The sequence below is a fragment of the Pseudodesulfovibrio pelocollis genome (assembly GCF_030282845.1).
Lineage (GTDB): Bacteria > Desulfobacterota > Desulfovibrionia > Desulfovibrionales > Desulfovibrionaceae > Pseudodesulfovibrio > Pseudodesulfovibrio pelocollis.
In genome coordinates, this window is the sequence record NZ_JASTWE010000046.1 from 1 (window position 1) to 25,756 (window position 25,756).

General features: G+C 64.1%; 23 protein-coding genes. 11 read left to right on the forward strand and 12 right to left on the reverse strand.

What is annotated here, in order from left to right:
* The 5 genes from QQS14_RS13750 to cbiR form a co-directional block, all read right to left on the reverse strand.
* On the reverse strand, positions 1-287 hold a 287-nt coding region (locus QQS14_RS13750), incomplete at its 3' end, for a hypothetical protein (RefSeq protein ID WP_285907584.1).
* A gap of 401 nt (positions 288-688) precedes the next feature.
* Positions 689-3,322, reverse strand: coding sequence for a DNA polymerase I (gene polA / locus QQS14_RS13755; protein ID WP_285907585.1), 2,634 nt, complete (start codon positions 3,320-3,322; stop codon positions 689-691).
* Between the two features lie 81 nt (positions 3,323-3,403).
* Positions 3,404-4,399: a DHH family phosphoesterase gene (locus QQS14_RS13760; RefSeq protein WP_285907586.1), complete on the reverse strand. Its 996-nt coding sequence runs from the start codon at positions 4,397-4,399 to the stop codon at positions 3,404-3,406.
* Between the two features lie 3 nt (positions 4,400-4,402).
* Positions 4,403-4,912 (reverse strand): bifunctional adenosylcobinamide kinase/adenosylcobinamide-phosphate guanylyltransferase, encoded by a 510-nt coding sequence (locus QQS14_RS13765; RefSeq protein WP_285907587.1) that lies wholly within the window; start codon positions 4,910-4,912, stop codon positions 4,403-4,405.
* Positions 4,909-5,712, reverse strand: a complete 804-nt coding sequence (gene cbiR, locus QQS14_RS13770) for a cobamide remodeling phosphodiesterase CbiR (protein WP_285907588.1) — start codon at positions 5,710-5,712, stop codon at positions 4,909-4,911. Before cbiR ends, QQS14_RS13765 begins: the two co-directional genes overlap by 4 nt.
* 76 nt (positions 5,713-5,788) lie before the next feature.
* Here cbiR and QQS14_RS13775 point away from each other — a divergent pair, with 76 nt between their 5' ends.
* Positions 5,789-5,932, forward strand: a complete 144-nt coding sequence (locus QQS14_RS13775) for a hypothetical protein (RefSeq protein ID WP_285907589.1) — start codon at positions 5,789-5,791, stop codon at positions 5,930-5,932.
* A 34-nt stretch (positions 5,933-5,966) separates the two neighbouring features.
* On the opposite strand, the gene QQS14_RS13780 is transcribed toward QQS14_RS13775, so the two are convergent.
* The gene (locus tag QQS14_RS13780; RefSeq protein WP_285907590.1) at positions 5,967-9,134 is read right to left on the reverse strand and encodes a UvrD-helicase domain-containing protein; all 3,168 of its coding nucleotides are present in this window, start codon (positions 9,132-9,134) and stop codon (positions 5,967-5,969) included.
* 94 nt (positions 9,135-9,228) lie between these two features.
* On the opposite strand from QQS14_RS13780, the gene QQS14_RS13785 reads away from it, so the two are divergent.
* Genes QQS14_RS13785 through QQS14_RS13800 form a run of 4 tightly spaced genes read left to right on the forward strand, consistent with a single transcriptional unit; the run spans position 9,229 to position 14,430 of the window.
* Positions 9,229-9,705 carry a MarR family winged helix-turn-helix transcriptional regulator gene (locus QQS14_RS13785; protein ID WP_285907591.1) on the forward strand — a complete coding sequence of 159 codons (477 nt, stop codon included), beginning with the start codon at positions 9,229-9,231 and terminating at the stop codon, positions 9,703-9,705.
* Positions 9,702-10,208: a DUF2269 family protein gene (locus QQS14_RS13790; RefSeq protein WP_285907592.1), complete on the forward strand. Its 507-nt coding sequence runs from the start codon at positions 9,702-9,704 to the stop codon at positions 10,206-10,208. The genes QQS14_RS13785 and QQS14_RS13790 overlap by 4 nt, the downstream gene beginning before the upstream one ends.
* Before the next feature lies 1 nt (position 10,209).
* Positions 10,210-11,265 (forward strand): efflux RND transporter periplasmic adaptor subunit, encoded by a 1,056-nt coding sequence (locus QQS14_RS13795; protein ID WP_285907593.1) that lies wholly within the window; start codon positions 10,210-10,212, stop codon positions 11,263-11,265.
* Between the two features lie 12 nt (positions 11,266-11,277).
* The gene (locus tag QQS14_RS13800) at positions 11,278-14,430 is read left to right on the forward strand and encodes an efflux RND transporter permease subunit (protein WP_285907594.1); all 3,153 of its coding nucleotides are present in this window, start codon (positions 11,278-11,280) and stop codon (positions 14,428-14,430) included.
* Positions 14,431-14,573: 143 nt separating this feature from the next.
* Here QQS14_RS13800 and QQS14_RS13805 read toward each other — a convergent pair whose 3' ends face one another.
* The gene (locus QQS14_RS13805) at positions 14,574-14,867 is read right to left on the reverse strand and encodes a late competence development ComFB family protein (RefSeq protein ID WP_285907595.1); all 294 of its coding nucleotides are present in this window, start codon (positions 14,865-14,867) and stop codon (positions 14,574-14,576) included.
* Positions 14,868-15,022: 155 nt separating this feature from the next.
* Here QQS14_RS13805 and QQS14_RS13810 point away from each other — a divergent pair, with 155 nt between their 5' ends.
* From QQS14_RS13810 to QQS14_RS13835, 6 genes are all read left to right on the forward strand, one after another.
* The gene (locus QQS14_RS13810) at positions 15,023-15,643 is read left to right on the forward strand and encodes a hypothetical protein (protein ID WP_285907596.1); all 621 of its coding nucleotides are present in this window, start codon (positions 15,023-15,025) and stop codon (positions 15,641-15,643) included.
* A 170-nt stretch (positions 15,644-15,813) separates the two neighbouring features.
* A complete protein-coding gene (locus tag QQS14_RS13815; protein WP_285907597.1) occupies positions 15,814-16,836 on the forward strand; it encodes a polysaccharide deacetylase family protein in 1,023 nt (340 codons plus the stop codon).
* 473 nt (positions 16,837-17,309) lie between these two features.
* The gene (gene msrB / locus QQS14_RS13820) at positions 17,310-18,263 is read left to right on the forward strand and encodes a peptide-methionine (R)-S-oxide reductase MsrB (protein ID WP_425607933.1); all 954 of its coding nucleotides are present in this window, start codon (positions 17,310-17,312) and stop codon (positions 18,261-18,263) included.
* Positions 18,264-18,444: 181 nt separating this feature from the next.
* Complete coding sequence (locus QQS14_RS13825) at positions 18,445-18,813, forward strand: NirD/YgiW/YdeI family stress tolerance protein (RefSeq protein WP_285907599.1); 369 nt, start codon at positions 18,445-18,447, stop codon at positions 18,811-18,813.
* Between the two features lie 112 nt (positions 18,814-18,925).
* A complete protein-coding gene (locus tag QQS14_RS13830) occupies positions 18,926-20,257 on the forward strand; it encodes an alpha/beta fold hydrolase family protein (protein WP_285907600.1) in 1,332 nt (443 codons plus the stop codon).
* A complete protein-coding gene (locus QQS14_RS13835; RefSeq protein WP_285907601.1) occupies positions 20,254-21,060 on the forward strand; it encodes an MlaA family lipoprotein in 807 nt (268 codons plus the stop codon). Before QQS14_RS13830 ends, QQS14_RS13835 begins: the two co-directional genes overlap by 4 nt.
* 81 nt (positions 21,061-21,141) lie before the next feature.
* Here the strand turns inward: QQS14_RS13835 and QQS14_RS13840 are convergent, their stop codons facing one another.
* From QQS14_RS13840 to QQS14_RS13860, 5 genes are all read right to left on the reverse strand, one after another.
* Positions 21,142-22,317, reverse strand: a complete 1,176-nt coding sequence (locus QQS14_RS13840; protein WP_285907602.1) for a pyridoxal phosphate-dependent aminotransferase — start codon at positions 22,315-22,317, stop codon at positions 21,142-21,144.
* Between the two features lie 111 nt (positions 22,318-22,428).
* Positions 22,429-22,857, reverse strand: coding sequence for an FKBP-type peptidyl-prolyl cis-trans isomerase (locus QQS14_RS13845; protein WP_285907603.1), 429 nt, complete (start codon positions 22,855-22,857; stop codon positions 22,429-22,431).
* Between the two features lie 76 nt (positions 22,858-22,933).
* Positions 22,934-23,917, reverse strand: a complete 984-nt coding sequence (gene trpS, locus QQS14_RS13850) for a tryptophan--tRNA ligase (RefSeq protein ID WP_285907604.1) — start codon at positions 23,915-23,917, stop codon at positions 22,934-22,936.
* Between the two features lie 18 nt (positions 23,918-23,935).
* Positions 23,936-24,601 (reverse strand): site-2 protease family protein, encoded by a 666-nt coding sequence (locus tag QQS14_RS13855; protein ID WP_285907605.1) that lies wholly within the window; start codon positions 24,599-24,601, stop codon positions 23,936-23,938.
* Between the two features lie 69 nt (positions 24,602-24,670).
* Positions 24,671-25,363: a TylF/MycF/NovP-related O-methyltransferase gene (locus QQS14_RS13860; protein ID WP_285907606.1), complete on the reverse strand. Its 693-nt coding sequence runs from the start codon at positions 25,361-25,363 to the stop codon at positions 24,671-24,673.
* Positions 25,364-25,756: the final 393 nt, after the last annotated feature.

Consider the following 25,756-nt stretch of genomic DNA (forward strand, 5'->3'; position numbering starts at 1 on the left):
GCGTCAGCCACTGCCACACCATAATTTCTTACCATTCCATCAGTATCTTTATGCGTGCCAGCGTCATTGAAATTAATTAACGAGCCTTCCTTTATAGTACCACGCAGGAGAAGGATATTTACAACCCATAAAGCTATCCCATCTTTGCAAATTTGTTCACACAGGGCATATTTGTCATTGTACGGGTGGAACCTGACAACAATTCCAAATTGTCCAAGTTCTTTTTGAGTTGCAACGAAATTTTGTAACGTTGAAACCTCTTCTAGTTCATCATTATCCCAATACATTTTGCACCTTCCTGCATGGCCTCGGTTTCCAAACATCTATTGGCAGGTTCCATACTCCGAAGTATCCAATTATCACTACCTCCTTTTGCAAGGAGATAACCGTCAAGCTGTCTTCTCTCGGATATTCTGTATACCTTGTTCGCAGTCTATGCAATTGGTTGCCTGACTCTTTTGGCTTCTACCTGTAAAAATTGACTTATACGTGTACGAACCAAAAAAACCAATCCAAGGAAAAGTTTCATATTTACAGCAGGTAAACAACCATACCGGGGATTTTTAAAGCAAGTTGAGTAATAAAAATGGCCCCGACTAACTCGGAGCCATTTTATCAAAATTTATGGAAAACGTCTTGCTCCCGGAAGGGGGCGGTCTTTATTGTTTTCGAGAAATCCCTGATCCGATCAATGCGCCTCGGCCCAATTGTGGCCAACGCCGAGGTCCACCTTGAGGGGGACGGCGAGGTCGGCCACGGATTGCATGATGGTCTTGAGGCGTTCGCCAGCGAGGTGGATGGTGGTCTCCGGGGCCTCGACGATGAGTTCATCGTGGACCTGGAGGATGACGCGCGCGCCCAGGGTGGTCAGCTCCTTGTCCTTGTGGGCGGCCACCATGGCCATCTTGATGATGTCTGCGGCCGAGCCTTGGATGACCGTGTTTATGGCCTGGCGCTTGGCCTGGGAGGCGAGCTGGTTGTTGCGCGAGTGCAGCTCGGGCAGCAGCCTGCGCCGACCGGCCAGGGTGGTGACGAAGCCCCGGGCCTCGGCATCGTGCACTATGGTGTCGTAGAAGGTCTTGAGGGTGGCCAGCTTGTCGAAGTAGCGCTCGATGAAGGCCTTGGCCTCATTGACCGTGATGCCCAGCTCCCGGGCCAGTTTCTGCGGCCCCATGCCGTAGATGAGGCCGAAGTTGATGGTCTTGGCGTTGCGCCGCTCGTCGGGCAGCACCTCGCCCGGTTCCTTGTCCGTGAGCAGGGCGGCCGTGCGGGTGTGGATGTCCTCGTCACCTCGGAAGGCGTCGATGAGGGCCGGATCGCCCGAGAAATGGGCCAGGACCCGAAGCTCGATCTGCGAGTAGTCGGCCGCGGCCAGCATGGCGCCCGGACCGGCCGTGAAGCAGGCGCGCATGCGCGGGCCGTACTTGCCCCGGATGGGGATGTTCTGGAGGTTGGGCCGGGAGCTTGAGAGCCGCCCGGTGGCCGTGGCCAGCTGGTTGAAATGAGTGTGCAGCCGCCCGTCGTCACCCACCAGCTTGGGCAGGGGTTCAAGGTAGGTGGAGCGCAGCTTTTCGAGCATGCGGTATTCGAGGATGTCCTCCACCATGGGGTGCTTGCCGCGAATGGCTTCAAGCACCTCGTTGGCCGTGGAGCGCTGGCCCGTGGCGGTCTTGCCGCCCGCCTTGATGTCGAGCCGGTCAAAGAGGATGGCGGCCAACTGCTGGCTTGAGCGGATGTTGAAGGGCTCGCCCGCGTGGTCGATGATGGAGCGGGTCAGGGCGTCGAGCTGGCGGCTGACATCGTCGAGGAACCCGGAAAAGGCGTCGAGGTCAACAAAGATGCCTGCCCGCTCCATGGACACCAGCACCGGGATGAGCGGGATTTCCAGGTCGCGCATCAGCGGGCCGAGGTCGGCCGAGGCCACTTGTCCCCGGATGCCGTTCATGTAGGCCAGGGCGGCCAGCCCCCGTGAGCGCGGATGCAGCTCCCCGGCCGCCTCGGCGAACTCGGAGCGGCCATCCTGGGTCATGGATTGGCGCAGGCGCGGCCAGGTGTAGTTGCGCGCCTCGGGGTCGAGCAGATACGCGGCCAGACTGAGGTCGAACCACTGGGACGAGAGCAGATATCCCCAGGCCGGGTCGGCCCGCAGCAACTCCTGCACGCTCGGCGTGGCCACGACGGCCGCATGCTCCAGGGCGCGGACCAGCCCATCGGCCGGGCCGGTGTAGCGGTACTCGCGGTCTTCGACACCCACGAAGAAGGCGTCGTCCTCGAAGACGAGGCCCACTTCCTCCCCGGCCAGGGAGGGCAGGGCGTCCGTGCTTGTCGCCTCGGTGGTTGGCGGTTCGTCGTCTGCTACCGGGGCGGCGGCTGGCGAGCCGAAGAGCGCGAACTGACCGCCTGCGGGGGGCGCGGCCGCCTGAGCCGGTTTGCCCGGCTTGCCGGGCCGCCTGGGCAGATCGCGCTTGAGGCCGCGCAGCTCGAATTCGTCGAGAAAGGCGTGCAGGCCGTCCAGGTCCATGGGCGCAAGGGCGAAGTGGTCCAGGGGAAAGTCGCAGCAGTCGGCCTTCATGCGCGTCAGTTCGCGGTAGAGAAAGACGTTTTCAAGCTCGGGCTCGACCTTCTCGCGCAGTTTCTCGGGCAGGGCGGCGCAGTTGTCGCGCAGGGCCTCCAGGGTGGGGCAGGTCTGCATGATCTTGCGGGCCGTGACCGGGCCGACCTTGGGGATGCCCGGGATGTTGTCGGCCGAGTCGCCGATGATGGCCTGGAAGTCCGGCCACTGGGCTGGCTCGATCCCCTCTTCCTCGCGAAAGCTCTCCAGGGTGATGATCTTTTCGGCCTTGCCCGCCTGGTTGAGCATGACCACGTTGCGGTCCAGGCATTGCTTGAGGTCCTTGTCCGAGGCCACGATGACTACGGGCCGGTCCTGCTTGTATTTGCGGGCCAGGGAGCAGATGCAGTCGTCCGCCTCCACGCCGTCGGAGACGATGAGCCGGACGCCCAGCAGCTCCACGCCCCGGCGCACCGGCTCGATCTGCTGGGCCAGCGGCTCGGGCATGGCCGGGCGCTGCGCCTTGTAGCGGTCATAGAGCTGGTGGCGGAAGGTGGGGCCCTTGCCGTCCATGATGAAGGCCACGTGGCCGGGGTCCTCGTCGCGCAGCATGTTCATGAGCACGCGCAGGGTGGTGTTGATGGCGTTGGTGGGGAACCCGTCGGCGCGCTTGAGGTCGGCGCGGGCGTAGAAGGCGCGGTAGAAGAGGGCCGTGCCGTCGATGAGGTAGACGGGGTCAGAGTCGAAGCGCAGGCGTTCCTTGAGGGGCATGGCGGGTCTCGGCGGGTTGGCGGCCGGTGTCAGCCGCTGTGGATGAAGTGGCGCGGCTCTTCGGGAGAACGCCGCATCCGGTCACAGCCGATGAATGGCCGATTTCCTGCCCTGGCCCAGCCGCTTGAGCATGAAGATTTCCGGGTCCTCGCCGTCCAGGGCAGAGAGGTCCACCTCGGCCCGGGCGGCCTGGGCGTGGCCCCCGGCGCTGCCCAGCCCGTTCATGAGGGACTGGGCCATCTTGCCCATGTCGCGGCGCAGGCCGTCGCCGCGCAGGATGCAGACCAGCTTGTCGTCGGCCACGCCGGACACCACCACCCACGGCACGTTGTGCACCCGGGTGAAGAAATCGGTGACGATGACCAGGATGTCGGGGTTGTCCACGGTGCCGCAGTGGGCGAAGAGGCCGTGGCCGATGCGGCGCAGATTGTAGAAGGCGCGCGAGAAATAGCGCATCCAGTCCAGGTGGAATTCGCTGCGGCTGATGCGGTTGAGCAGCTTGGCGTCCGAGAACTTGTTGAGATACTTGAATGCGGACATGTCCGCGTCGATGAAATCGCGCTCAAAGGTGCGCGTGTCGCAGCGGATGCCGTACATCAGGGCCGTGGCCAGCAGTTTTCCGGGCCTGATCTTCATGCTGTAGAGATACTCGGTCATCATGGTGCAGACCGCGCCGTACTTGGGCCGGATGTCCACGAACGGCGCTTCCACCGGGTTCTCCTTCATCACCGGGTGGTGGTCGATGACGATGGAGAAGTCGTAGGGCGCGAATTCCGGGCTGTGGTGGGGCTGGGAGTCCACCAGGGCGAACTTGTCGAATTGGGCGGCGAGGTTGGAGATGAGTTTTCTGGTGGGGATGCGCAGGTAGCGGATCATGGAGAGGTTGTCGGGCCGTTTGATCTCGTTGATCTGGGCGATACCCACGGTCTTCACCTTGCGGGCCATGATGCGTCGCAGCGCCAGCGCCGAGCCCAGGGCGTCCGGGTCGGCGTTGATGATGATGAGCCAGTTCTCGTCCTTGTTGAAGAGACGGAGCATCTGCTCCACCTGTTCGTCCATCTGTCTGAAGAGTGCCACAATCTATCCCTGTTTCAGGAGTAACGGCAGCCCGGCAGCCACCAGGAAGACCCGGTCGGCCGCGCCGGCCACGCTCTGGTTGAGCGCGCCAAGGCTCCGTATGAACGCCCGGACCGCACTGCCTGCGGGCAGCGGCCCAAGCCCGGCCTCGCAGGAGACCAGCACCAGTTCGCCATCATTCCAACCCTTGAGAACTTCCAGGAATTCCCGGACCATTTCCGCCTCGCACCCTGCCTCTCCGCAGGCGAAGAGCCAGTAGTCCAGGCTGTCCACCACCACGGTCGGAAAGGTCAATTTAGCCTGTCCGAGCCGCCGAGGCAACCCCGTGTCCACCTCGGCCACTTCAAGTTCGGGGCCGCGACTTTGGCGGTGGAGCCGGATTTGTTCTCGAAATTCGAGGTCGCGGGCCTTGCCGGTGGCCACGAACAGGGTCGGCTGCGCCTCTTTGGCGGCCAGATCAAGGGCAAAATCGGATTTTCCTGATTTGTTGCCGCCAAGGACCAGGGTGATCATTTTTCCGCCTCCCGGTGCGCCAGCCACGTTTCAAAGAGGGCAGTGGACTCGAAGAGCCCGGTCTTGTCAAACACTTCCATTGTCACGGTGCGGCCCTGGAAGCGGGCGCACATACTGTCAAGCAGCGCCCGGCCCGCGTCGTCGAGTCGGGTCAGAGACAGATGGCGGCCGTCAGGGCCCGGGGCGCAGACATGGAGCATGCGCGTGGCCTCCCACACGCCGGGCAGGTCGAGGACCGCATGCTGGTCGTGGGCCAGGATGTGGCCGAGGTCGAGACATGCGGAGAATCCCTCGGCCCGGGCCTCGCCCCACAGGGCGCATAGGTCGGATTCGGCCACGTTTTCGAGCAGCACGTCTGCCGGGTCAATGGAGTGTCGGCGCAGCCGTCCGGCCAGGTCGGCCAGCAGTCCGGGGGCGGCGGGCGGGTGCAGCACCCAGGCCCACGGGCGCAGGAAGGCCGCCTTGTCCATGAGCCGGGCGATGGCCTCCCAGGCGGCGTCCGGTCCGCGCTCCCAGGGCAGGTCAAGGGGCAGGTGGACGTGCCAGTTCACGGGAAGCCCGGCCAGATCGGGCGGCAGATCGGCGTCGGTGTAGGCGAGGCAGGCGCGGGTCTCGAAAAAGAGCAGGCCGATCTCGGCGTAGTGATCGGCCAGGAACCGTGCGTTTTCAGCCACGCCCGCCGGGATGACAAAGGAGGGCGCGGCCAGGGCGAAGGGAGGCGCGGCCCCGCCGGAACGCCGGCGCCAGGGGGCGTTTTTTTCCGCCAGGGGGGTGGCGGGCCTGCTAAAGCCTGCGGTCATGGCTGGATTATCCCCTGCGGGCATGGGCTTTGCAATATCGCCACCGGATGGAACAGCCAAGCCGGAGGGTGTGGTCATGAAACCGTTTCGCCTGTTTTGCCAGCATGTCTTCAATCCGCTCCATGTCTTCTGCCGCCTGCGGCAGGTGGGGATGTCCCGGGCCCTGGCCCGGGGGGTGTGCCGCCTTTACGAGCGGGGAGTGTATCGGTTCATTTTCTGAGGCGATGCTGCTGTGCGGTCGGGTCTTGTCGGCCTCAGTCGAGCAGGCCGATCTGCTTCTCTCTGGTCACTTTTTTCGCGGCCAGCACCGAGTGGGTCATCCGGTCTTCGGGCAGCTCCCGCAGATAGCGCGAGGGCGGGAGGGTGAGGGTTCTGCCGTAGAGTTGCCGTCTGGCGGCCCGGCTGATGAAGAGATTGCGTCTGGCCCGGGTCATGCCCACATACATCAGGCGGCGTTCCTCGGGGAAGCGCTGGCCCCGGCCCGGGGTGAGGGTGACCTTGGCCGTGAGCAGGTCCATGCCCGCAAAGGGCAGGATGCCCTCCTCGCAGGCGGGCAGGAACACGGCCTCGAATTCCAGCCCCTTGGCCGCATGCAGGCTCATGATCTGGACCTTTTCGGCCGAGCGGCGGACCAGTTCCAGCTCGCTCTGGAGGCTGACCCAGTTGACCAGCCCCTGCCAGCCGCCGCGCTGGTCGAACTCCTGCTTCAATTCCTTGAACTGTCGGCTCTCCCAGAAGAACTGGTCAAAGGGCGGGGTGTCGCTCAGGTAGGCGGCCAGCCCCACCGGCCCCTTGGCCAGGATGTGGTCCGGCACCTCCACGGACACGTCGCCCGCCGTGTCCTCGTCCGTCGTCGTGGTTGACACGGACAGCGGTTCGCCCCCGCTGCCCAGGCTCATGCCCAGGAAGCGCTCGGCCGCGCGCAGGATGGCGGCCACCCGGGGCTCCTGCCAGAATCCTTCCAGTTCGGGCGTGGAGCAGGGGATGCCCGCCCGCTTGAGGGTCTTGTGGATGAGGGGAATGAGCGCCTTGAAGCGGACCAGCACCGCGATGTCGCCGGGCGCGAACCAGCCCTGATCGCCCGCGTCGGCCATGGAGTGGCTGGTGGCGCCGATGAGTCCCTTGATGCGGTCGCTGATCCAGGTGGCCTCGCGGATGTCGTCCGGGGCCTCGAAAAGATGGATGGCGGCCTCTGTGCCCGCGTTGGCGCGCAGGGGGGGCGAGTCCGGGAAAAGCGCGGCCGCGCAGTCGAGAATCTTCTGGCCCGAGCGGTAGTTGTCGGCCAGGGTGATGGTCTTGATGTCGGGCCACAGCTCGGTCAGCCGCTGGGCAACATCGCTGGTCGCGCCCCGAAAGCCGTAGATGGACTGGTTGGGGTCGCCGATGAGGAAGACGCCTTGGCCCTTGGCCCCGGCAATGCCCCGGATCACGGCCAGTTGCAGGGGGGTGAGATCCTGCACCTCGTCCACCAGCACATGGGTGTAGGGCAGGCGGAAGGTGGGCGCGCCCACCTGTTCGAGCATGAATTCCAGCAGATCGGTGTAGTCCACCAGATCCCAGTGGTTTTTCTGGTTGCCGTAGTTGATGTGCGCCTCGGCCATGTCGGCGGGCAGGTCGGCCAGCCGCTCCCGGCCCAGAGTGTACTTGGTCCAGTAGTGGTCGAGGTTCTTGCCCGCAAAGGCGGGGTTGACCTCGGCGAAAAGCTTTTTGGCCGCAGCCTCGGGCAGGATGATGGGCGTTTCGCTGTAGGCGTGTTTCCAGTAATCGAAGCACAGCCCGTGCAGGGTGCCTGCCTGGGGCGGCTCGGCGCTCTCGGGCCGCAGCGCCTTGAGCCGGTCGCGCAGTTCCTGGGCCGCGCGCCGGGTGAAGGTCAGGGCCAGGATGCGCCGGGCCGACACGCCCTGGTCCAGGAGCCGGGCCACCCGGCCCATGAGGGTGTGGGTCTTGCCCGTACCCGGACCGGCCAGCACCAGCACCGGCCCCGGTCCGGCCTCGATGGCCGCCTGCTGGGCCGCGTTGGGCGCAGCTGGCTTTTCCTCGGACGGGGCAGCCAGGGGCTTGCACGCGGGCTCGTCGGCCGGTGCGGCCCCCTTGCCCGTGGGCGCGTCCTTGTCCTTTGCCACGTCCACGGCGATGAGGGTGCCGCCGTGCCTGATCTGGGCGCGCTCCTTGTCCGTGAACACGCGGATGACGCCGAACTCGCCGTCAAAGCCCGCCTTGCGGATGACATTGCCCTCGCGCATGCGTTTCAGGGCCTCGCCCAGGTGGCAGGAGTGGCGCGACAGGTCCTCGGGCGGCACGCGTTGCAGGACATCCATCTCGTTGCCGAACTCGCGGATGAGGCGCATGTACAGGGCCGTGACCTTCTTGGAGCCCGGGCCGGTGCCCACCACCTCGCCCAGCACCTCGCGCAGCGGGATGAGGGAGACGAAGTCGGGCGCGCCCTGTGGCTTGACCGGCTCCTGGCGGTCGGCCAGTTCGAGGATGCGGTTGTACACGCCCACGGTGACGGGTTTGCCGCAGACCGGGCAGATGGCCCCGCGCGCCATGGTCTCGTGCGGGTCCATGACCACGCCGCATTTGCGGTGGCCGTCCATGTGATATTTGCCTTCCTCGGGGAAGAACTCCACGGTCCCCAGGAACTTGTGGCCCAGTCCCTCGCCGCGCAGGGCGCGATAGATGCCCTCGTACGACATCTCGCCGCGAAACAGGTTCAGCTCACGGCCCAGCTTCTCGCCCGAGTGGGCGTCGGAGTTGGAGATGAGCTTGATGCGGTCCAGCTCGCTCCAGGTCCAGTTCATCTCCGGGTCCGAGGAGAGGCCGGTCTCCATGGCAAAGACCTCGGGCGCGTATTCGCCGAAGCACTCGCGGATGGAGTCGAACCCGGATTTGGAGCCGAAGAGGGAGAACCAGGGGGTCCAGATGTGGGCCGGAACCAGGAACGCCTGGGGATGGCACTCAAGGACCATGTCCATGAGGTTGCGGCATTCCAGGCCGAGGATGGGGCGGCCGTCCGAGGCGAGGTTGCCCACCTGGGCCAGCCGCTGGTTGAACCGCTTGGCCGAGGCGAGGTCGGGCATGTAAATGAGGTTGTGGACCTTGCGCACCTTGCCGCCGCGCTTGTAGATGGAGCTGATCTCCGCCTGGAGCATGAACCGGACCCGGCCGGGGATGGCGCCCTCGAACTCCGGGATCTCGGCCTCGAGCCCGCCCGGGTTCCTCAGGGTGAAGAGGCCCTGGCCGTTGTCAACGAGCTGTTCCTCGATTTCGGCCAGCCATTCGGGGTGGGTGAAGTCGCCCGTGCCGAGCACCGAGATGCCCTTGAGGCGGCCCCAGGCGGCCAGGTTCCTGATGGTCAGGTTTCGGCTGGTGGCCCGGGAAAATCGGGAGTGGACGTGCAGATCGGCGGTGAATCGTTCCATGCGCGGACAGTAAAGCCATACGCCCATTATTGCAACCCGCCGCCCCCCGAAAAACCGGTTGACCATGAAGTTTGTTGCATATACAACCGTCGCCATGTCAACCAATCGACTCAACCCGAGGGAGTCCCTGGGATTCCTCACCTGGAAGGTCTCGCGCCTGCTGACCAACTGCCTGGCGGCCCGGTTCGCGGCCGAGGGCATCAAGGTCACGGTGGAGCAGTGGCGGGCGCTCCTGCCGCTGTACAAGTTCGACGGCCTGAGCCAGGGCGAGCTGTGCGTGGTCCTCTCCCAGGAAAAGACCGGTGTCAGCCGGCTGCTCGCCGCCCTGGAGCGCCGGGGGCTGGTCCGCCGCGAGGCGGGCGAGGGCGACCGCCGGGTCAAGCACATCTTCATCACCGAGGCGGGCCGCAGCCTGGTGGATGCGACCATGTCCATGGCCATGGAGAGCACCCAGGCGTGTTGCGCCCATATTCCCGAGCCCGACCTCGACCAGTGCAAGCGGGTGCTCTGGAGAATCGTCGAGCCGTGGCTGGACGAGGACTGTCTGACCCTGGAGGCGGGGCGGTCATGATCGGAAGAACCGGGCAGCGATGGCTCAAGGGGCTGCACCTGCTGGCCGTGGCCTGCTGGGTCGGCGGCGGCGTGTCGCTGCTCATGCTCTATTTCCTCAAGGCCGGCGTGGACGACGGCGGCGTGCTCTACGGCATGAACCAGGCCATCCACCATGTGGACATGGCCGTGGTCGTGATACCCGGGGCCTTTGGCTGCCTGCTCACCGGGCTGGCCTATTCGCTGCTGACCGGATGGGGCTTCTTCCGGCACGGCTGGCTGATTCTCAAGTGGGTGGCCACAGTGGCGGCCATCCTGTTCGGCACCTTCTTCCTCGGCCCCTGGGAGACGGCCATGATGAACATTTCCGGCGAGCTGGGCCTCGCGGCCCTGGACGACCCGGCCTATCTCGCCAACCAGCGCCTCAATTTCGTCTGGGGAGCCGTCCAGGTGGCCGGGCTGGTGGCACTGATCTGGATTTCCGTATTCAAGCCTTGGAAAAATTTAAGAAGCAAGCGACGGTAGTATGCGTATCATTTTGTTTTTTGTTGCGTCTGTTCTGACGGCGGCCATCCTGGCCGCGCCCGTAAACGCTCAGGAGCGTCCCCCGTCCCCGGTGGTCACGGCCAAGGTGGCCTCGGGCGACATGGCCCCCCAGTCCGAGTTCATCGGCACTGTGTATTTCACCGAGATCGCCAAGGTGGCCTCCGAGGTGGTGGGCAAGGTCGTGGACCTGCGGGTGGAGGACGGTCAGCGCGTCAGCCGGGGCGATGTCATGGTGGTCCTTTCGGCGACCCTGCTTGAGCAGCAGATCAGGCGCGCCCGCGCCCTGGTCAAGCAGGCCCGGGCCGAGTTCGAGTTCGCCCGGCTGGATCACCAGCGGGTCGAGACCCTGTTCCAGAGCCGGTCCGTGGCCGAGGGCGAGTTCGACTCCAAGCGGCTGACCGCCGAGGGATTGCAGAGCAAGGTCGAGGCCGCCCAGGCCGACCTGGGCATCTTGCTGGAGGAACTGGACAAGAAGACCATCCGCGCCCCCTTTGATGGCGTGGTCATCGACGTGCCCGTGGCGCGCGGCGAGTGGATGGCCGTGGGCTCCACCGTGGCCGAGGTGGCCCGCGACGACCACTTCGACGTGGTGGTCAACGCGCCAAGCGAGGCCCACGGCGTGGTCAGGCCCGGAACCACGGTCATGGTGCGCACCGGCGGGGCCGAGCTGACCGGCGAGGTCTTTGCCGTCATCCCCAAGGGCGACGTGGCCACCCGCACCTTCCCGGTCAAAATCCGGGTGGACAACAACGGCTTCCTGGCCGAGGGCATGGAGGCGCGCGTGAGCCTGCCCCGCGGCGTGGGCGGCGAGACCCTGGTGGTCCCGCGCGACGCCATCATCGTGGCCCGGGGCGAGCAGGTGGTCTGGACCGTGCAGGACGGCAAGGCCGTGGCCGTGCCGGTCCACGTTGTCGGCTACAAGGGGCTCATGGCGGGCGTCAGGTCCGAAAAGCTCAAGGTAGGCATGGACGTGGTGGTCAAGGGCAACGAGCGGCTCAATCCCGGCCAGCCAGTGGCCGCCACCCCGCAGAACTAGCCGGAGGCATCAGTGGATATCGTCAAAGCCGCCATCGAGAAGCCGGTCGCCGTTCTGGTCGGCGTCATCATCATCGTCATGTTCGGGACCATCGCTCTGCGGACGCTGCCCTATCAGCTTTCGCCGGACGTGACAGAGCCGGTCATCACCGTGACCACCACCTGGCCCGGGGCCACGCCCTACGAGATCGAGCGCGACATCGTCGAGGAGCAGGAGAAGGTGCTCAAGGGCATCGCGGGCCTGACCGAAATGGAAAGCTCGTGCTACAACGGACAGGCCGAGCTGACCCTCACCTTCGAGATCGGCACCAATGTGGACACCGCGCTGCTGCGCGTCTCCAACAAGCTCGACGAAGTGCCCAAGTACCCGGACAATGCGGACCGGCCCATCATCTCGGCCACGGGCGCGTCCACCTCGCCGGTCATCTGGATGGTCCTGCGCACCCTGCCCGACAACGCGCGCGACGTGCAGACCTACCGCACCTTCTTCGAGGACGAGGTGCGCCAGTACATCGAGCGCGTGCCCGGCGTGGCCGACCTCTTCGTGGGCGGCGGCAGGGAAAACGAGATGCAGATCATCGTGGACCCGGTCAAGCTGGCCGCCTACAACCTGACCATCCCCCAGCTCATCACCACCCTCCAGAAGGAGAACGTGTCCATTTCGGCGGGCAACCTCGGCGTTGGGCGGCGCGACTACCGCATCCGCACCCCGGCCGAGTTCAAGACGCCCGAGGACATCGAGGGCGTGGTGCTCACCTCCTCGGGCCAGTTCCGGGTGATGCTCAGCGACGTGGCCGAGGTCCGGGCGGGCAACGAGAAACACAACGTGGCCATGCTCCACAACGGCGTGCCGGGCATGGCCGTGGGGGTCAAGCCCGAGCCGGGCACCAACGTCATCTCCATGACCGACTCGGTCAAGGACGTGGTGGACGAACTCAACGCCACCATCCTCAAGGACAACGGCGTGATGCTGGACTGGGTCTACGACCAGCGCCCCTACATCAACGGCGCCATCGAACTGGTCCAGCGCAACATCCTCATCGGTTCGGTCCTGGCCGTCATCGTCCTTTTCATCTTCCTGCAATCCTTCTCGTCCACCCTCATCGTGGCCGTGGCCATCCCCATTTCCATCATCGGCTCCTTCATCATCTTCGCGGCGGCAGGGCGGTCGCTCAACGTCGTGTCCATGGCGGGCATCAGCTTTGCCGTGGGCATGCTGGTGGACAACGCCATCGTCATCCTCGAAAACATCGACCGCCACCGCAGGATGGGCAAAGGCCCCGTGGACGCCGCCTACGACGGGGCCAAGGAAGTCTGGGGCGCGGTGGTGGCCTCGACCCTGACCACGGTGGCCGTGTTCCTGCCCGTGGTCTTCATGGAGCAGGAGGCCGGGCAGCTGTTCAAGGACATCGCCATCGCCGTCACTTGCGCCATCATCCTGTCGCTGTGCGTCTCGGTGCTGGTCATTCCCATGCTGGCCCGCCAGCTCTACGGCGCGGCCGAACGGCGCAACGGGGCCGGGGCATCCGGCCAAGGGGCGGCCAAGAAGGTCTCGAAGCTCAAGCAGGCGCTGGTGCCGCTGACCGTCCTGGGCGGCCGTATCTCGGACATGATCATCGGCCTGCTCGACAGGGCCATCGACCGCCCGCGCAACCGCATAATCACCGTGACCGCCCTGACCTCGGCCGCGATCTTCATCGCCTGGGCGTTTTTCCCCAAGATGGAGTATCTGCCCCAGGGCAACCGCAACCTCGTCATCTCCATCCTCATTCCGCCGCCCGGGCTCTCCTACGAGGAGCGGCTCGGCTTTGGCGAATACATCTGGGAGCAGAGCGAGCCGCACTTCATGCAGGACAAGGACGGCCTGCCGGGCATCAAGGACATGTTCTTCGTCTCCGCGCCCACCATCAACCTCTTTGGCGCAGTGTCCACGGACGAGGAGCGCGGCGGCGAGCTGACCCCGCTGTTCTCGCGCATGATCAACACCATCCCGGGCATGTTCGGCGTGTCTCTCCAGGCGTCCATCTTCGAGCAGGGGCTGGGCAAGGGCCGCGTCATCGACGTGGACTTCTCCGGCCCGAACCTTGAGCGACTGGTGGCGGCCGCCGGAACCATGTTCGGCATGACCATGCAGGAGATTCCCGGCTCCCAGGTGCGGCCCGTGCCGTCGCTGGAACTGCTCTATCCCGAGGTGCGGCTCATCCCCGAGCGCGACCGCGTCCGGGCGGCGGGCATGACCACCGAAGACCTCGGCATTGCCGTGGATGTCATCCTCGACGGCCGCAAGATCGGCGACTTCAAGGAGGACGGCAAAAAGAAGGTGGACCTCGTGCTCAAGGGCTCGGTCACGGACATCACCACTCCCGAGGACCTGATCAACGCCCTGGTGGCCACGCCCAACGGCTGGGCCGTGCCCGTGGATTCGCTGGCCACCATCGAGCGCGCCTATTCCATGAACCAGATCCGCCACCTGGAGCGCGAGCGGACCGTCAGCCTCCAGGTGACGCCGCCAGCCGACATGCCCCTGCAGCAGGCCATGGAAATCATCGAGGAAACGCTCATTCCGCGAGTGCGCGAGATGGGCTTGCTCGATGATCTCCAGGTGCGCCTCTCCGGCGCGGCCGACAAGCTGACCGTGACCCGCCAGGCCCTGCAATGGAACTTCATGCTGGCCGTGGTCATCACCTATCTGCTCATGTCCGCCCTGTTCGGCAACTTCGTGTACCCGCTGATCATCCTGTTCACGGTCCCTCTGGCCGGCGCGGGCGGGTTCCTGGGCCTCAAGCTCGAAAACCTGTTCATCGCGGCCCAGCCGCTGGATATCCTGACCATGCTCGGCTTCGTCATTCTCATCGGCGTGGTGGTCAACAACGCCATCCTCATCGTCCACCAGTCGCTGGGCAACGTCCGCGAACACGGCATGGACTACAAGGAGGCGGTGCTGGACGCCACGCGCACCCGGCTGCGGCCCATCTACATGTCGGCCACCACCTCGCTCTTCGGCATGCTGCCCCTGGCCGTGGCCCCCGGCCCCGGCTCGGAGCTCTACCGCGGCCTCGGCGCGGTGGTGCTGGGCGGTCTGGCCTTGTCCACGGTCTTCACCATCTTCGTCATTCCCGCGCTCCTCATGTTCGCCATCCCCATGGAGAAGATTGGAAAGCGATAAAGCCTGAGAAGCGATAAAGGCCCGATTGCGTCGTTGCGAAAAGAGGCCCAAACCCTCGCGTAGGTCATCTACGCGTCGGGCTTGGGCCTCTTTCCGCGCCTAGCACTCGAATCTTTTTGGACTGCTCTTTGCGGGGGGCGTAGTCAGTCAGACCGGGTGGGATGCTCCAGCACCCTTTCGGTGGCTTCGCGGAGTTTGCTTTTGATGACGAAGTCCGAGATGCGGTCGGAGAGAATGATGGAGCCTCGCTGGACGTATCGCGCGGGCAAGAGGTTGAGAGTCAAGGCGTAGATGTCCTCGATGTCGAGTTGCTCGAAAACGTAGTCCTCGTAATATTGGTCGAGGATTTCGGGCATGAGTTTGGCGACGCGTTTTTCGTTGCGGTTGCGTATCCGGCTCAGGTCGAAGCCTTTGACGGTCAGTTCCGATTCTGCCATGTCCTTCCCCCTGCTGTCCGGCGTGGTGGTTCCTGGTGGAAATGTAGCATGGTCTTGGCGCGTTGCGCAATCGGTTCGCTGGTATGATTCATGCTGGTGGTCCGGGAGCATGCAGATTTTTCCCGTGGGCCAATGCGGAAACCAAGGAGGCCATGATGTCCACACAATCGATTGATTCCGCCGGGTACGGCTACAGTTATCAGCAGATGCTCAAGGCGCGGCAGGAGGCCGAGGCCGCGGAAAAGGCGCAGACCTCGGGCGGCACGGCCTCCGCCTCGGGTTCGGCCATGTCCCAGGCGCGTGAGTACGTCGAGTCGCTCCTGGCCAACATCCCCAAATCCAACGGGACCAAGCTCACCTTCCAGGACGTGTTCGACTACCGCGACAGCCGCAACAAGGCGTGGTCAGAGCGCTTCGAGGCGGACATGAAGGCTCTGGGTGTGGACACCTCCATCGACATCAAGCTGAGCCTGGACGCCGCCACGGGCGCGGTGACGGCCCAGAGGAATCACCCGGACAAGGCAGCCATCGACAAGTATTTCATCGACAATCCCAAGATGGCCGAGCAGTTTGCGGAGGGTGTGCAGCTGAGCAAGTTGACCGGTCTGGCCGAGCGCAAGCTGACCAACGCCGAACTGCGCCAGCAGTTGAGCCTGCAGAGCATGTCCATCTGGTTCGAGGCCAACGCCTCGGCCTCGTCCATGTTCTCGGGCGGAGGCATGGTCCTGGGCCAGCAGGGGGCCACGACCTTCACCGGCCTGGACCTGCGGGTCTGATTCTCGGGTCGTGCCGGATGTTTCGCTAACGCCCCCGGACGAATGTGCCGGGGGCGTTGATGCGTGGTCCGGCCTGTGCCGGGTTTCCTGGCGGGGTGTCGTGGCGTTGATCGCGCCCATTGAAAGGGTCTTCCGGGTGGCATATGGGTCTGTCAACCTGGAGGTTGCTCATGAATGCATTTCGTGTGGTGTCGTCGGTCCTGTTGACGGCGGTTCTGCTCATTGGCGGCTGTTCCTCGGGCAAGTCCCAGACCTTTGGGTCCGGGGAGCTGCTGCGCGCCCTTTGGCTCGACGAGCAACTGGCCGGGTCGGACAGCGATCTGGCGCACTCGGAGCTGCCGGAGCCGGATATTCGGCCGCCGCTGCGCACGAGTCCGGTGCGTGTCCTGCCGCATCTTCCGCCGGAGCGACGGCAGGTGATCACCAGCGTGCAGCCCGAGGGTGGGCGCAAGGTGGTGGCCCTGACCTTCGACCTTTGCGAGCGCGCGCCGTACCTTTCCGGGTATCAGAAGGACATCGTCAACTATTTGCGCAGCCAGGGGGTGAAGGCGACCTTCTTCGCCGGGGGCAAGTGGATGCGCAGCCATCCGGAAAAGACCCTGCAACTGATGGCCGACCCGCTTTTCGAGCTGGGCAATCACGCCTGGACCCATGGCAATCTGGCCCTGATGGACGATGACGAAATTCGGGTGCAGATGGCGTGGACCCAGGCCCAGTATGAACTGCTGTACGAGTCCCTCGCGGCGCGGGCCAGGGCGCACGGTCTCGGCCGCGAGATGGGCCGGGTGCAGCCTTCCCTGCGGCTGATGCGTCTGCCTTACGGCCGCAACAGCCCCCGGACCGGGGATGTGCTGGCGGCCATGGGCCTGCCCATGATCCAATGGTCCGTGGAGGGCGAACAGCGCGAGCTTGAGCGCACTGTGGACGAACTGGTGCAGTGGAATCTGGGCAAGGTGCGGCCCGGGGCGATCATCCTGATGCACGCCAACTCCGTGCCACAGAAGACGCAGCTTCTGGTGCCCATGCTGGTGCCGGAATTGCGGCGGCTCGGCTACGAGTTCGTCACTGTGAGTGAGCTTTTGGAAACGGGGCCTGTAGTGACGGTGACTGACGGCTATTTCGACGAGCCCGGCGACAATCGCTATCTGGACGATCTCTTCGGGGGCAAGGGCACACTGAATCGAGTCAGATAGTCCGTTCTGCCCGCCCCCCCCACCCGGTGTAGCTGTGTTCGTCACCTCTGGGGCCTTTGACGGATGACACACCATCAATGCCCGGCAGCGTACTTGCAAGGGCCGGATCGCCAATGGCGGTCCGGCCCTTGCGCGTTACCGCGCCATCGCGCGAGGGGCCGCGTTGACAGGCGGTTCGGTGATGCCTATCTTGATCAAATGAAGAATAGTATTCATTGTCATCAAGTGAGGTGAGCATGGGCAGGGGGCGGGGAGTGGGCCATAGGGCGCTGTTCATGGCTTTGGGGGTTGTACTGCTGGCGATCGTGGTCACGGCTGTGGTCGCCATATGGCAAGCCGCAGGCGTCGGGGTTGGAATTGTGGTCATGGAATCAGGTGAAACGGCAATGACAGCGGAGGCAAATATGTGCGCGAACGGACGAGTCGAGGTAGCGACCCTTGCCGGCGGCTGCTTTTGGTGTGTGGAGGCGGACATGGCCCGGCTGCCCGGGGTGATTCGGGTGGTATCCGGGTATGCTGGCGGCGGTGAGGCCGCGCCCGCATACGAGGATGTGTCCGCAGGGCGGACAGGGCATCGCGAGGCAGTGCAGGTCCATTTTGACCCGGACCGGGTGAGCTACGCCGAGGTCATCGAGCACTTCTGGCGCCATTTCGACCCCACGGACGCGGGCGGTTCCTTTGGCGACAGAGGGGCGCACTATACCTCGGCTATTTTCTGGCACGACGAGGGGCAGCGGGAGATCGCCGAGGCATCGCGCGCCGCGCTGGACGCCTCGGGCCGGTTCGACAGGCCGGTGGTTACGCCGGTGCTCCCGTTGACCACGTTTTACGAGGCCGAGGAGTACCACCAGGACTTCGCCGCCAACAATACCTTGCGTTACAAGACCTACCGCGCCTTTTCCGGCCGCGACAGGTTCCTGCGGGAGGCCTGGGGCAGGGAGGTCTCAGGCTCCGGGCAGACGGCGGAAGGCCGGGACAGTGAGGCGAGGGCGTATGCCAGGCCGGACGACAACGCCTTGCGGGAGATGCTGACCCCGCTTCAGTTCGAGGTGGTGAGGCGCGACGGAACAGAGCCGCCCTTCGCCAACGAGTACTGGGACAACCACAGGCCCGGCATCTATGTGGATGTGGTGTCCGGCGAGCCGCTGTTTTCGTCTGCGGACAAGTTCGACTCGGGCACGGGCTGGCCGAGCTTCACCCGGCCCCTGGTCGATGCCGCCGTGACCGGGAGGCGCGACACCCGGCTCCTGGCACCCCGTACCGAGGTGCGCAGCCGCTTGGCCGATTCGCACCTGGGGCATGTGTTCGACGACGGTCCGCAGCCAACCGGACAGCGCTACTGCATCAACTCCGCGGCCCTGCGCTTCGTGCCTCTGGAGTCGCTGGAGGACGAGGGCTACGGCGAGTTTGTCGGCCTGTTCCGGTAGCCTGCTTCGGGGAGGAGCTTGACTGAGCGATCAATCAAAATATGGTATAATCTCAAAAATTCTGTTAATTCAATATATTGAAGAAGTGCAAAAGGATGGATTTTCGCTATCGCTGTGGTATGAATAGGTCAAAGGGCCATGGCCCTGAACCTGAAAATTCGTTCTAACCGAGGGTATCGTCATGTTGCGCGTAGGTATGGTTCTCGCCCTGTCGCTGTTGGTGGCCACCGTTGCCATCTCGGCCGAGCTGTCCCAGCCCGCCGGTTCCGCCGCCGCCGCGACGACCGGTCCCTTTGTGGCCAAGTCCATTGCCCAGGCCAAGGCGTCCGGTGTGGACACCCGCGTGGTCCTGACCGGCCGGGTGGTCAAGGTGATCAAGTCCGACGAATTCCTGATGGCCGACGAGACCGGCGAATTGCTGGTCTTCACCCCGGCAGGCGCCCTTGATGGGCTTGACGCGGCTGGTGCCGTGGTCGAGGTGGTCGGCCGCATCGACCAGAACTTCATGTACACCGAGATCCAGGCCGAGTCCGTCAAGGTCATTCCGTAACCGGCTCCTGCCGGTGTCTTTTCCGGGGAGCCTCCAGCGGGGGCTCCTCTTTTTCTTGCGGCCCGGCCGGGACCGCCGCCGCCCTTGCCATGGCCGGGCAATATGCGTAGGTATGACGATTGCATCCCGGCCCCTTGAGGAAACAATCAACCCGGTAGCGTCCATGAGTCCATCGGCCGCAGTCCTGTTCGCCGCAGCGCTCTTCGCAGCCGCGCTCTGCGCCGCCACCCCGGTGGCGGCGGACTACCGCTATCCCTACACCGACCCCTATCAGGCCACGGTCTACGGCACGCCGCCGGACCAGATATACCGGCCCGCCAATCCGGTCGAGCCCAAGCTGCGCGCCATCCGCATCGAGGGGCGCAAGGTGCCGGACATTTTTTCCTACAGCGCGGACATGTACTACAGCACGGCCCTGCAAAAGGGCGAGGCCCCGCTCATCTTCCTTATCGCGGGCACCGGGGCCGAGCACAACGCCATCAAGATGGGATTTCTGACCCAGGTCTTTCACGACGCGGGGTTCCATGTGGTGGCCCTGTCCTCGCCCACGCACATGAACTTCGTCATCAGCGCCTCGCGCCACGGCGCGCCGGGCTATGTGCCCCACGACGTGGACGATCTCTACCGGGTCATGCTCTGGATCAAGGAGGTGGTGGAGGCGGAGCGGCCCGTCAGCGGCTACTCCGTGGCGGGCTACAGCCTGGGTGCGCTGCACGCCGCCTTTCTCGCCCATCGCGATTCCGAGACCGGGGACTTCGGCTTCCGCAAGGTGCTGATGATCAACCCGCCGGTGAGCCTGTACCACTCGGTCAAGCGGCTCGACTCGTGGCTGACGGCCGAGAACCTCGGCGAGGTCACGGTGCGCGAGCAGATCGAGAGCCTCATCACCCGTTTCTCCCACTACTATCGCGACGCCGACATCACCGACCTGGATGACAACTTTCTCTATGAGATGGTCACCCGCGTGAACATGGACGATGTGGACCTGCGTTCCCTGATCGGTGTTGATTTCCGCCTCTCTGCCTCGTCCATGATCTTTGCCTCGGATGTCTGCTTGCAGGCCGGGTATGTGGTGCCGCCCGACGAGTACCCCCTGACCAAGGGCAAGCCGCTGATGGACTACGCCGAGGCCGTCTTTGACATCAGCTTCGAGAACTACATGGACGAGTTCCTGCTGCCGTACCTCCAGTATCTCGACCCGTCCATGGACCGCTATACCATGATGCGTCAGTCCAGCCTGTACGACATCCGCTCCTATCTCATGGAGACGGACAAGATCATGCTCATAGGCAACACCGACGACGTCATTCTCAACGACAACGACCTTGCCTTCATCAGGAGCGTGTTCGGCGACCGGGCCAAGCTCTATCCCACGGGCGGGCATTGCGGCAACATGATGTACGCCCCCTTTGTGGAGGCCATGCTGGCCATGGTGAAGCCATGAACGCGCGCCTGCGTCCCGTCGTTGTCGGCCTGCTGGCCGTGGCCCTCGTCCTGGTCCTGGGCGGCTGTGGCGCGGCCGTGACCAAGCGGGTCGACCCCGCCCTGACCCTTGAGCCGGTCGCGTTCCGCACCGAGGTCAACCACTGGCCCCAAACCGGGAACAACGATCTGGACTTCATGGAGGTTTACGACCCCTGGGAGCCCATGAACCGGCACATATACGACTTCAACGCCGGGCTCGACACCTATGTGCTGCTGCCGGCCGTGGGCGTGTACAAAACCGTGCTTCCCGCCCCGGCCAGAAAGGGCGTGACCAACGTCATCAACAATCTCAACGAGTTGCCAGTGCTGGTCAACTGCATCCTGCAGGGCAAGGTGCGCAAGGGGGCTGTCACCACCTCGCGCTTTTTCATCAACTCCACCTTTGGCCTGCTCGGGATCATGGACGTGGCCTCGGGCGCGCCCCATCTCCAGCGCCAGAACGAGGACGTGGGCCAGACCCTGGGCTTCTGGGGGGTGGGCAACGGGCCGTATTTCGTCATGCCCGGCTTCGGGCCGTCGAATCTGCGCGACACCGTGGGCTTTGGCGGCGATACCTTGCTTTTGTATCTTGAGATGGTCCAGGTGTACCGATTGGCGGGTGTTCGCAACACCTGGCACACGACCATCGCCGAGATGACCGTGCGCACGATCAACCGGCGGGCCAACGTGCCTTTCCGCTACCACCAGACCGGATCACCCTTCGAGTACGAGATGGTCCGCTACATCTACACCAAGAAGCGCGAGCTGGACATCCAGCGCTGACCCCTGCCGAGCGCGCGCAAAAGGGCCGCCCCTCCCGCAACGGGTAGGGCGGCCTTTTCGCGTCCGATGTGTCCGGGCAGGTCAGCCCGCGTGGTGTTCCTTCACGTAGCGCTCCAGGCGGTCCATGCCCTCAAGGATGTTCTCAAGGGAATTGGCGTAGGAGAAGCGGATGAATCCCTCGGTGCTCTCGCCGAAATCGATGCCCGGGGTGACGCCCACGCCCGCCTTCTCAAGGATGTCGTAGGCGAGCTTGAGCGACGACCCGTCGAACCGGGCCGCCAGATGGCGCATGTTGACCAGGACGTAGAAGGCCCCGGTGGGGTCGTGCTTGATGGCGAAGCCCATGTCCTTGAGCCGCTTGAGCATGGCCACGCGCCGCGTGTCGTAGGTGGCCACCATGCGGGCCACGTCCGGCCCGGCCTCCTTGAGGGCGGCCAGCCCGGCCCACTGGGACATGGCGTTGGCCGAGATGAAGAAGTTCTGGCAGACGGTCTGCAGGGTGCGAATGAAGGCGGGCGGGGCAATGACATAGCCCAGCCGCCAGCCGGTCATGGCGTAGAGCTTTGAGAATCCGTTGAAGACAAAGGCGCGGTCCGTGAATTCGAGGATGGAGCGCTCGCGTCCCTCGTAGACCAGCCCGTGGTAGATCTCGTCCGAGAGAATCCACAGCCCTTTCTCTTCTGCCAGCTGCGCGATGGCGTGCATGCGCTCGGCCGGGAGCAGGGTGCCGGTGGGGTTGGCCGGGGAATTGATGAGGATGGCGCGGACCTTGTCGTCCAGCGCCTCGCGAATGGCCGGGACGCGATACTGGAAGGCGTCGTCCTCGCTGGTGACCACCTTGACCGGCTCGGCCCCGGCAAAGGTGATGAAGTTGTCATAGCAGGCGTAGCAGGGGTCCGAGGTGATGACCTTGTCGCCCGCCTCCAGGATGGCCGAGAAGACCGCCAGCATGGCCGGACTGGTGCCCTGGGTGATGGCGATGTTGGCCGGGTCCACGGTCACGCCGTAGCGGGCGCGGTAGTCCTCGCTGATGGCCTCACGCAGTTCGAACAGGCCCAGGGAGTGGGTGTAGTGGGTGTGACCGTTGTCCAGTGCGCGGCAGGCGGCGCGCTTGACGCAGTCTGGCGTGTCAAAGTCCGGTTCGCCCACCTCGAGGTGGATGATGGAGCGGCCGGACCGCTCCATGGCCTGGGCGGCCTCCAGTATCTCCATGACCAGAAACGGGGTCATGGTACAGCATCGTTTGGATATGCTCATTGCTCGCATCCTGTCTGGGCGCGCTTGCCCGATGGTGTCGTTGCAATCGACAGCCCCGCCCCGTGCCGAGGTGGGCATGAGGCGGGGCTTTTGGAATCAATAGTGTGTGAATCAGGCTACTTCGACGACCTCGATATCAAACACGAGGGTCTGTCCAGCCAGGGGGTGGTTGCCATCCAGGGTGACGAGGTTTTCGTCGAAGGCGGTCACGCGGACATAGGCCGGGGTGTCGTCCTCGGTGCGGATTTCGAGCATGATGCCCTCCTCAAGTTCCACATGCGGCGGCAACTGCTCGCGGCGCACCTGGAAGACCAGCTGGTCGTTGGGCTCGCCGTAGCCCTCCTCGGGCGGAATCTCCACGGTCACCGTGTCACCGACCGACTTACCGATGACCGCCTTCTCGAAACCGGCGATGACCATGCCCTCACCCAGCGTGAACTGGAGGGGATCGCGGCCCTGGCTGGAATCGAACTGGCTGCCGTCCTCCTTGAGGGTGCCGGTGTAGTGGACCTTGACGGTGCTGCCTTGTGTGGCGGTCATGCATAATCTCCTTGTCGCTTATGGATGAACAAAGCCCGAGCCTAATGCAATCCGGGAGAATTGCAAGGCTGGGCCATCAGTAGTTGAGTATGGAGCGCAACTCGCCCATTGTCGCGGATGCGAAGGCGCGCGCCTTTTCGTTGCCCTGGGCCAGAATCTCGGCCACGCGCTTGTCGCTGCAGGCGGCGCGCCGCTCCTGCAGCGGCGTCAGGAATCGCTCAAGAGATTCCATGAGCACCTTCTTGCAGTCCACGCAGCCCCAGGTGGCGTTGCGGCAGCCTTCGCAGATATCGGGCAGCCGGGCCGGATCGGTCAGCAGCTTGTGGTAGGGGTAGAGGTTGCACACGTCCGGGTCGCCTGGGTCGGACTTGCGCTGCCTGCGCTCGTCGGTCTTCATGCCGCGCACCTTGGGCGCGATCTCCTCGATGGGCTCGGAGAGCATGATGGAGTTGCCGTAGCTCTTGGACATCTTGCGGCCGTCCAGCCCGGGCAGCTTGGCCTCCTCGGTCAGCATGTCCGCTGGCTCGGGCAGGGCCTCGGTGCCGGTCAGGTGGTTGAAGCGGCGGGCGATCTCGCGCGCCAGCTCCAGGTGGGGCAGTTGGTCCTTGCCCACGGGCACGGCGCACGGCTTGTACATCAGGATGTCCGAGGCCATGAGCACCGGGTAGCCCAGGAACCCGTGGGTATTCAAATCCTTATGCACCAGCTCGGCCTTGACCTCCTTGTAGGTCGGATTGCGCTCCAGCCAGCCAAGGGGGGTGAACATGGACAGATACAGGTACAGCTCGGCGTGTTCCTTGATCATGGACTGCTGGAAAATCACGCATTTTTCCGGGTCGAGCCCGGCCGCGATCCAGTCCTTGACCAGTCCCGGGATGAACCCCTTGACCCGTCTGGCGTCTGCGTATTCGCTGGTCAGGGCGTGCCAGTCGGCCACGAAGAAATAACAGTCATATTCCTCCTGAAGCTTGAGCCAGTTGGCGATGACGCCGAAGTAGTGACCGAGGTGGAGGGGGCCGGTGGGCCGCATGCCGGAGAGAATGCGTTGTCTTTCGCTCATGGTGTCGTGTGGTTGGGGTTACATGGGGATGCCGAGGAGCCGGATTCCGGCGTAGACCATGGGCAGGATGACCCCGCCCACCAGACTGTAGCCGGAGAACCGCCCCAGCAGGATGATGCCGATGAGGATGATGAAGCCGTAGCGGCCGAGGGCCAGATATGAATCGGCCATCTGCGGTGGCAGGAAATAGGCCACCACGTTGCTGCCGTCCAGGGGCGGGATGGGCATCAGGTTGAAGATGCCGAGGATCAGGTTCACGAACACGCCCGCCTGGGCGATGAGATAGGAGGGCAGGATGATCTTCTCGGCCAGTCCGCCCGGGGCGAACTCGATGGTCATCAGGATGTGGATGACCGTGGCAAAGGCCGCGGCCAGGATGAAGTTGGTCAGCGGCCCGGCAATGGCCGTGAGCAGCATGCCCTGGCGCGGGTTCTTGAAATAGCGCGAGTTGACAGGCACGGGCTTGGCCCAGCCGAAATGGACGAAGAAGAAGGCCAGCGTGCCCAGCGGGTCGAGGTGCTTCATGGGGTTGAGCGAGAGCCTCCCCTGGGACTTGGCCGTGGGGTCGCCCAGCAGATAGGCCACATAGCCGTGGGCCACTTCGTGGCAGACCAGGGCCACCAGCAGCCCTGGCGCGAGGATGGCGTATTGCTGCAACCGTTCCGGCGAAAAGAGATCAAACATGGGAAGCGGCTACCATGTAAGGGGCACCCGGGGCAAGGTGTTTGATGGATCGGAGCCCGCCGGACCGGGTCAGTTGGTGACCACCACCGCGAATTTGACGAGGTCGGTACGGGTGCCGACGATTTTCCAGGTCCGCGAGCAGGAGGTGTACCAATGGTGGAAGGCGGCGAACTCGTCCACCGGCCCGAAGTCGTCGAACACGATGACCGTGCCGCGTGCGATCCACGGGTTCATGGTCATGAGGACATAAAGGCAGGAGGAGCACAGGTCCGAATCGATGTGGATGACCATGCGGTTCTTGCGTTCGTAGTCGGTCAGGAAGGGAAAGAGGCTCTGGTTGAAGTAGCCTTTGACAAATGTTCCCCTCGGATCGTCGATGGCAGGAAGTGCGCCCTCTGTGGAGAAATGCCCCTTGGGCAGGTTGCAGGTACGCCAGGCCTCGGGCAGCCCCTCGAAGCTGTCGAAGCCGAAGAAGCGGGACGCGGGGTGGGTGTTGATCTTCATCCATGCCCTGAAACTGTCACCCTTGAACACGCCGAACTCGAAGAAATCCATGGGGCTTGAACGGATCACCGTGTTGTGGACATGGGTGTAGAGGATGTGCCGGTCCTTGTATTCGTAGTCGAAGACCGGGTACTGATAGTCCTGCGCACCGATGCAGGAGGTCATGAGCCGTCCGTAATAGCCTTCCCCCCAGACTTCTGGAGTGCTGTTGACTACGAGACTCAGGGCCTGGGCCAGTTGGTGCTTCTCTACCTGCATGGGCTTCCTCCGCAATGCCGGATGGTCCGTCGAAATTGTGACGGGGTCTCCTTGTTTTGGGAGGTGAAAGCAAGTGGTGTGCCACGCCGCCTCGGAGTGGGGCGGTATCCAGGAAAACCGCACACCGCTCCATTGGCTTCGATTGAGCGCAGGGTTTCATGGGGCACGTCCCTTACGCAGTCCCGGAGTCCGCTCCGACTTGCGTTTGCTCGGGAAGGGGCAATTGTGAGGGTCGGGCTGATTCCGCTCGGATGACTCCTGGCTGACGCGGCCGTTCTCGTATGCCAGCAGGACGCAGATTGCAGCGTGCTCCACTTCCAACAGCCTGGATGGCCGGGTTGTTGTGGCAAATGCTCAAAGGTTGACTCCCGCCAATATTCCCGTTAAAATTTA

Coding starts and splice junctions, on each gene's coding strand:
- QQS14_RS13790 (WP_285907592.1), top strand. CDS start 9,702: ATGATCGGAAGAACCGGGCAGCGATGGCTCAAGGGGCTGCACCTGCTG.
- QQS14_RS13855 (WP_285907605.1), bottom strand. CDS start 24,601: ATGTTTGATCTCTTTTCGCCGGAACGGTTGCAGCAATACGCCATCCTC.
- QQS14_RS13805 (WP_285907595.1), bottom strand. CDS start 14,867: ATGGCAGAATCGGAACTGACCGTCAAAGGCTTCGACCTGAGCCGGATA.
- cbiR (WP_285907588.1), bottom strand. CDS start 5,712: ATGACCGCAGGCTTTAGCAGGCCCGCCACCCCCCTGGCGGAAAAAAAC.
- QQS14_RS13765 (WP_285907587.1), bottom strand. CDS start 4,912: ATGATCACCCTGGTCCTTGGCGGCAACAAATCAGGAAAATCCGATTTT.
- trpS (WP_285907604.1), bottom strand. CDS start 23,917: ATGAGCGAAAGACAACGCATTCTCTCCGGCATGCGGCCCACCGGCCCC.
- QQS14_RS13815 (WP_285907597.1), top strand. CDS start 15,814: ATGAATGCATTTCGTGTGGTGTCGTCGGTCCTGTTGACGGCGGTTCTG.
- QQS14_RS13835 (WP_285907601.1), top strand. CDS start 20,254: ATGAACGCGCGCCTGCGTCCCGTCGTTGTCGGCCTGCTGGCCGTGGCC.
- QQS14_RS13775 (WP_285907589.1), top strand. CDS start 5,789: ATGAAACCGTTTCGCCTGTTTTGCCAGCATGTCTTCAATCCGCTCCAT.
- msrB (WP_425607933.1), top strand. CDS start 17,310: ATGGCCCGGCTGCCCGGGGTGATTCGGGTGGTATCCGGGTATGCTGGC.
- QQS14_RS13840 (WP_285907602.1), bottom strand. CDS start 22,317: ATGAGCATATCCAAACGATGCTGTACCATGACCCCGTTTCTGGTCATG.
- QQS14_RS13780 (WP_285907590.1), bottom strand. CDS start 9,134: ATGGAACGATTCACCGCCGATCTGCACGTCCACTCCCGATTTTCCCGG.
- QQS14_RS13810 (WP_285907596.1), top strand. CDS start 15,023: ATGTCCACACAATCGATTGATTCCGCCGGGTACGGCTACAGTTATCAG.
- QQS14_RS13795 (WP_285907593.1), top strand. CDS start 10,210: ATGCGTATCATTTTGTTTTTTGTTGCGTCTGTTCTGACGGCGGCCATC.
- QQS14_RS13845 (WP_285907603.1), bottom strand. CDS start 22,857: ATGACCGCCACACAAGGCAGCACCGTCAAGGTCCACTACACCGGCACC.
- QQS14_RS13785 (WP_285907591.1), top strand. CDS start 9,229: ATGTCAACCAATCGACTCAACCCGAGGGAGTCCCTGGGATTCCTCACC.
- QQS14_RS13860 (WP_285907606.1), bottom strand. CDS start 25,363: ATGCAGGTAGAGAAGCACCAACTGGCCCAGGCCCTGAGTCTCGTAGTC.
- QQS14_RS13830 (WP_285907600.1), top strand. CDS start 18,926: ATGACGATTGCATCCCGGCCCCTTGAGGAAACAATCAACCCGGTAGCG.
- QQS14_RS13825 (WP_285907599.1), top strand. CDS start 18,445: ATGTTGCGCGTAGGTATGGTTCTCGCCCTGTCGCTGTTGGTGGCCACC.
- polA (WP_285907585.1), bottom strand. CDS start 3,322: ATGCCCCTCAAGGAACGCCTGCGCTTCGACTCTGACCCCGTCTACCTC.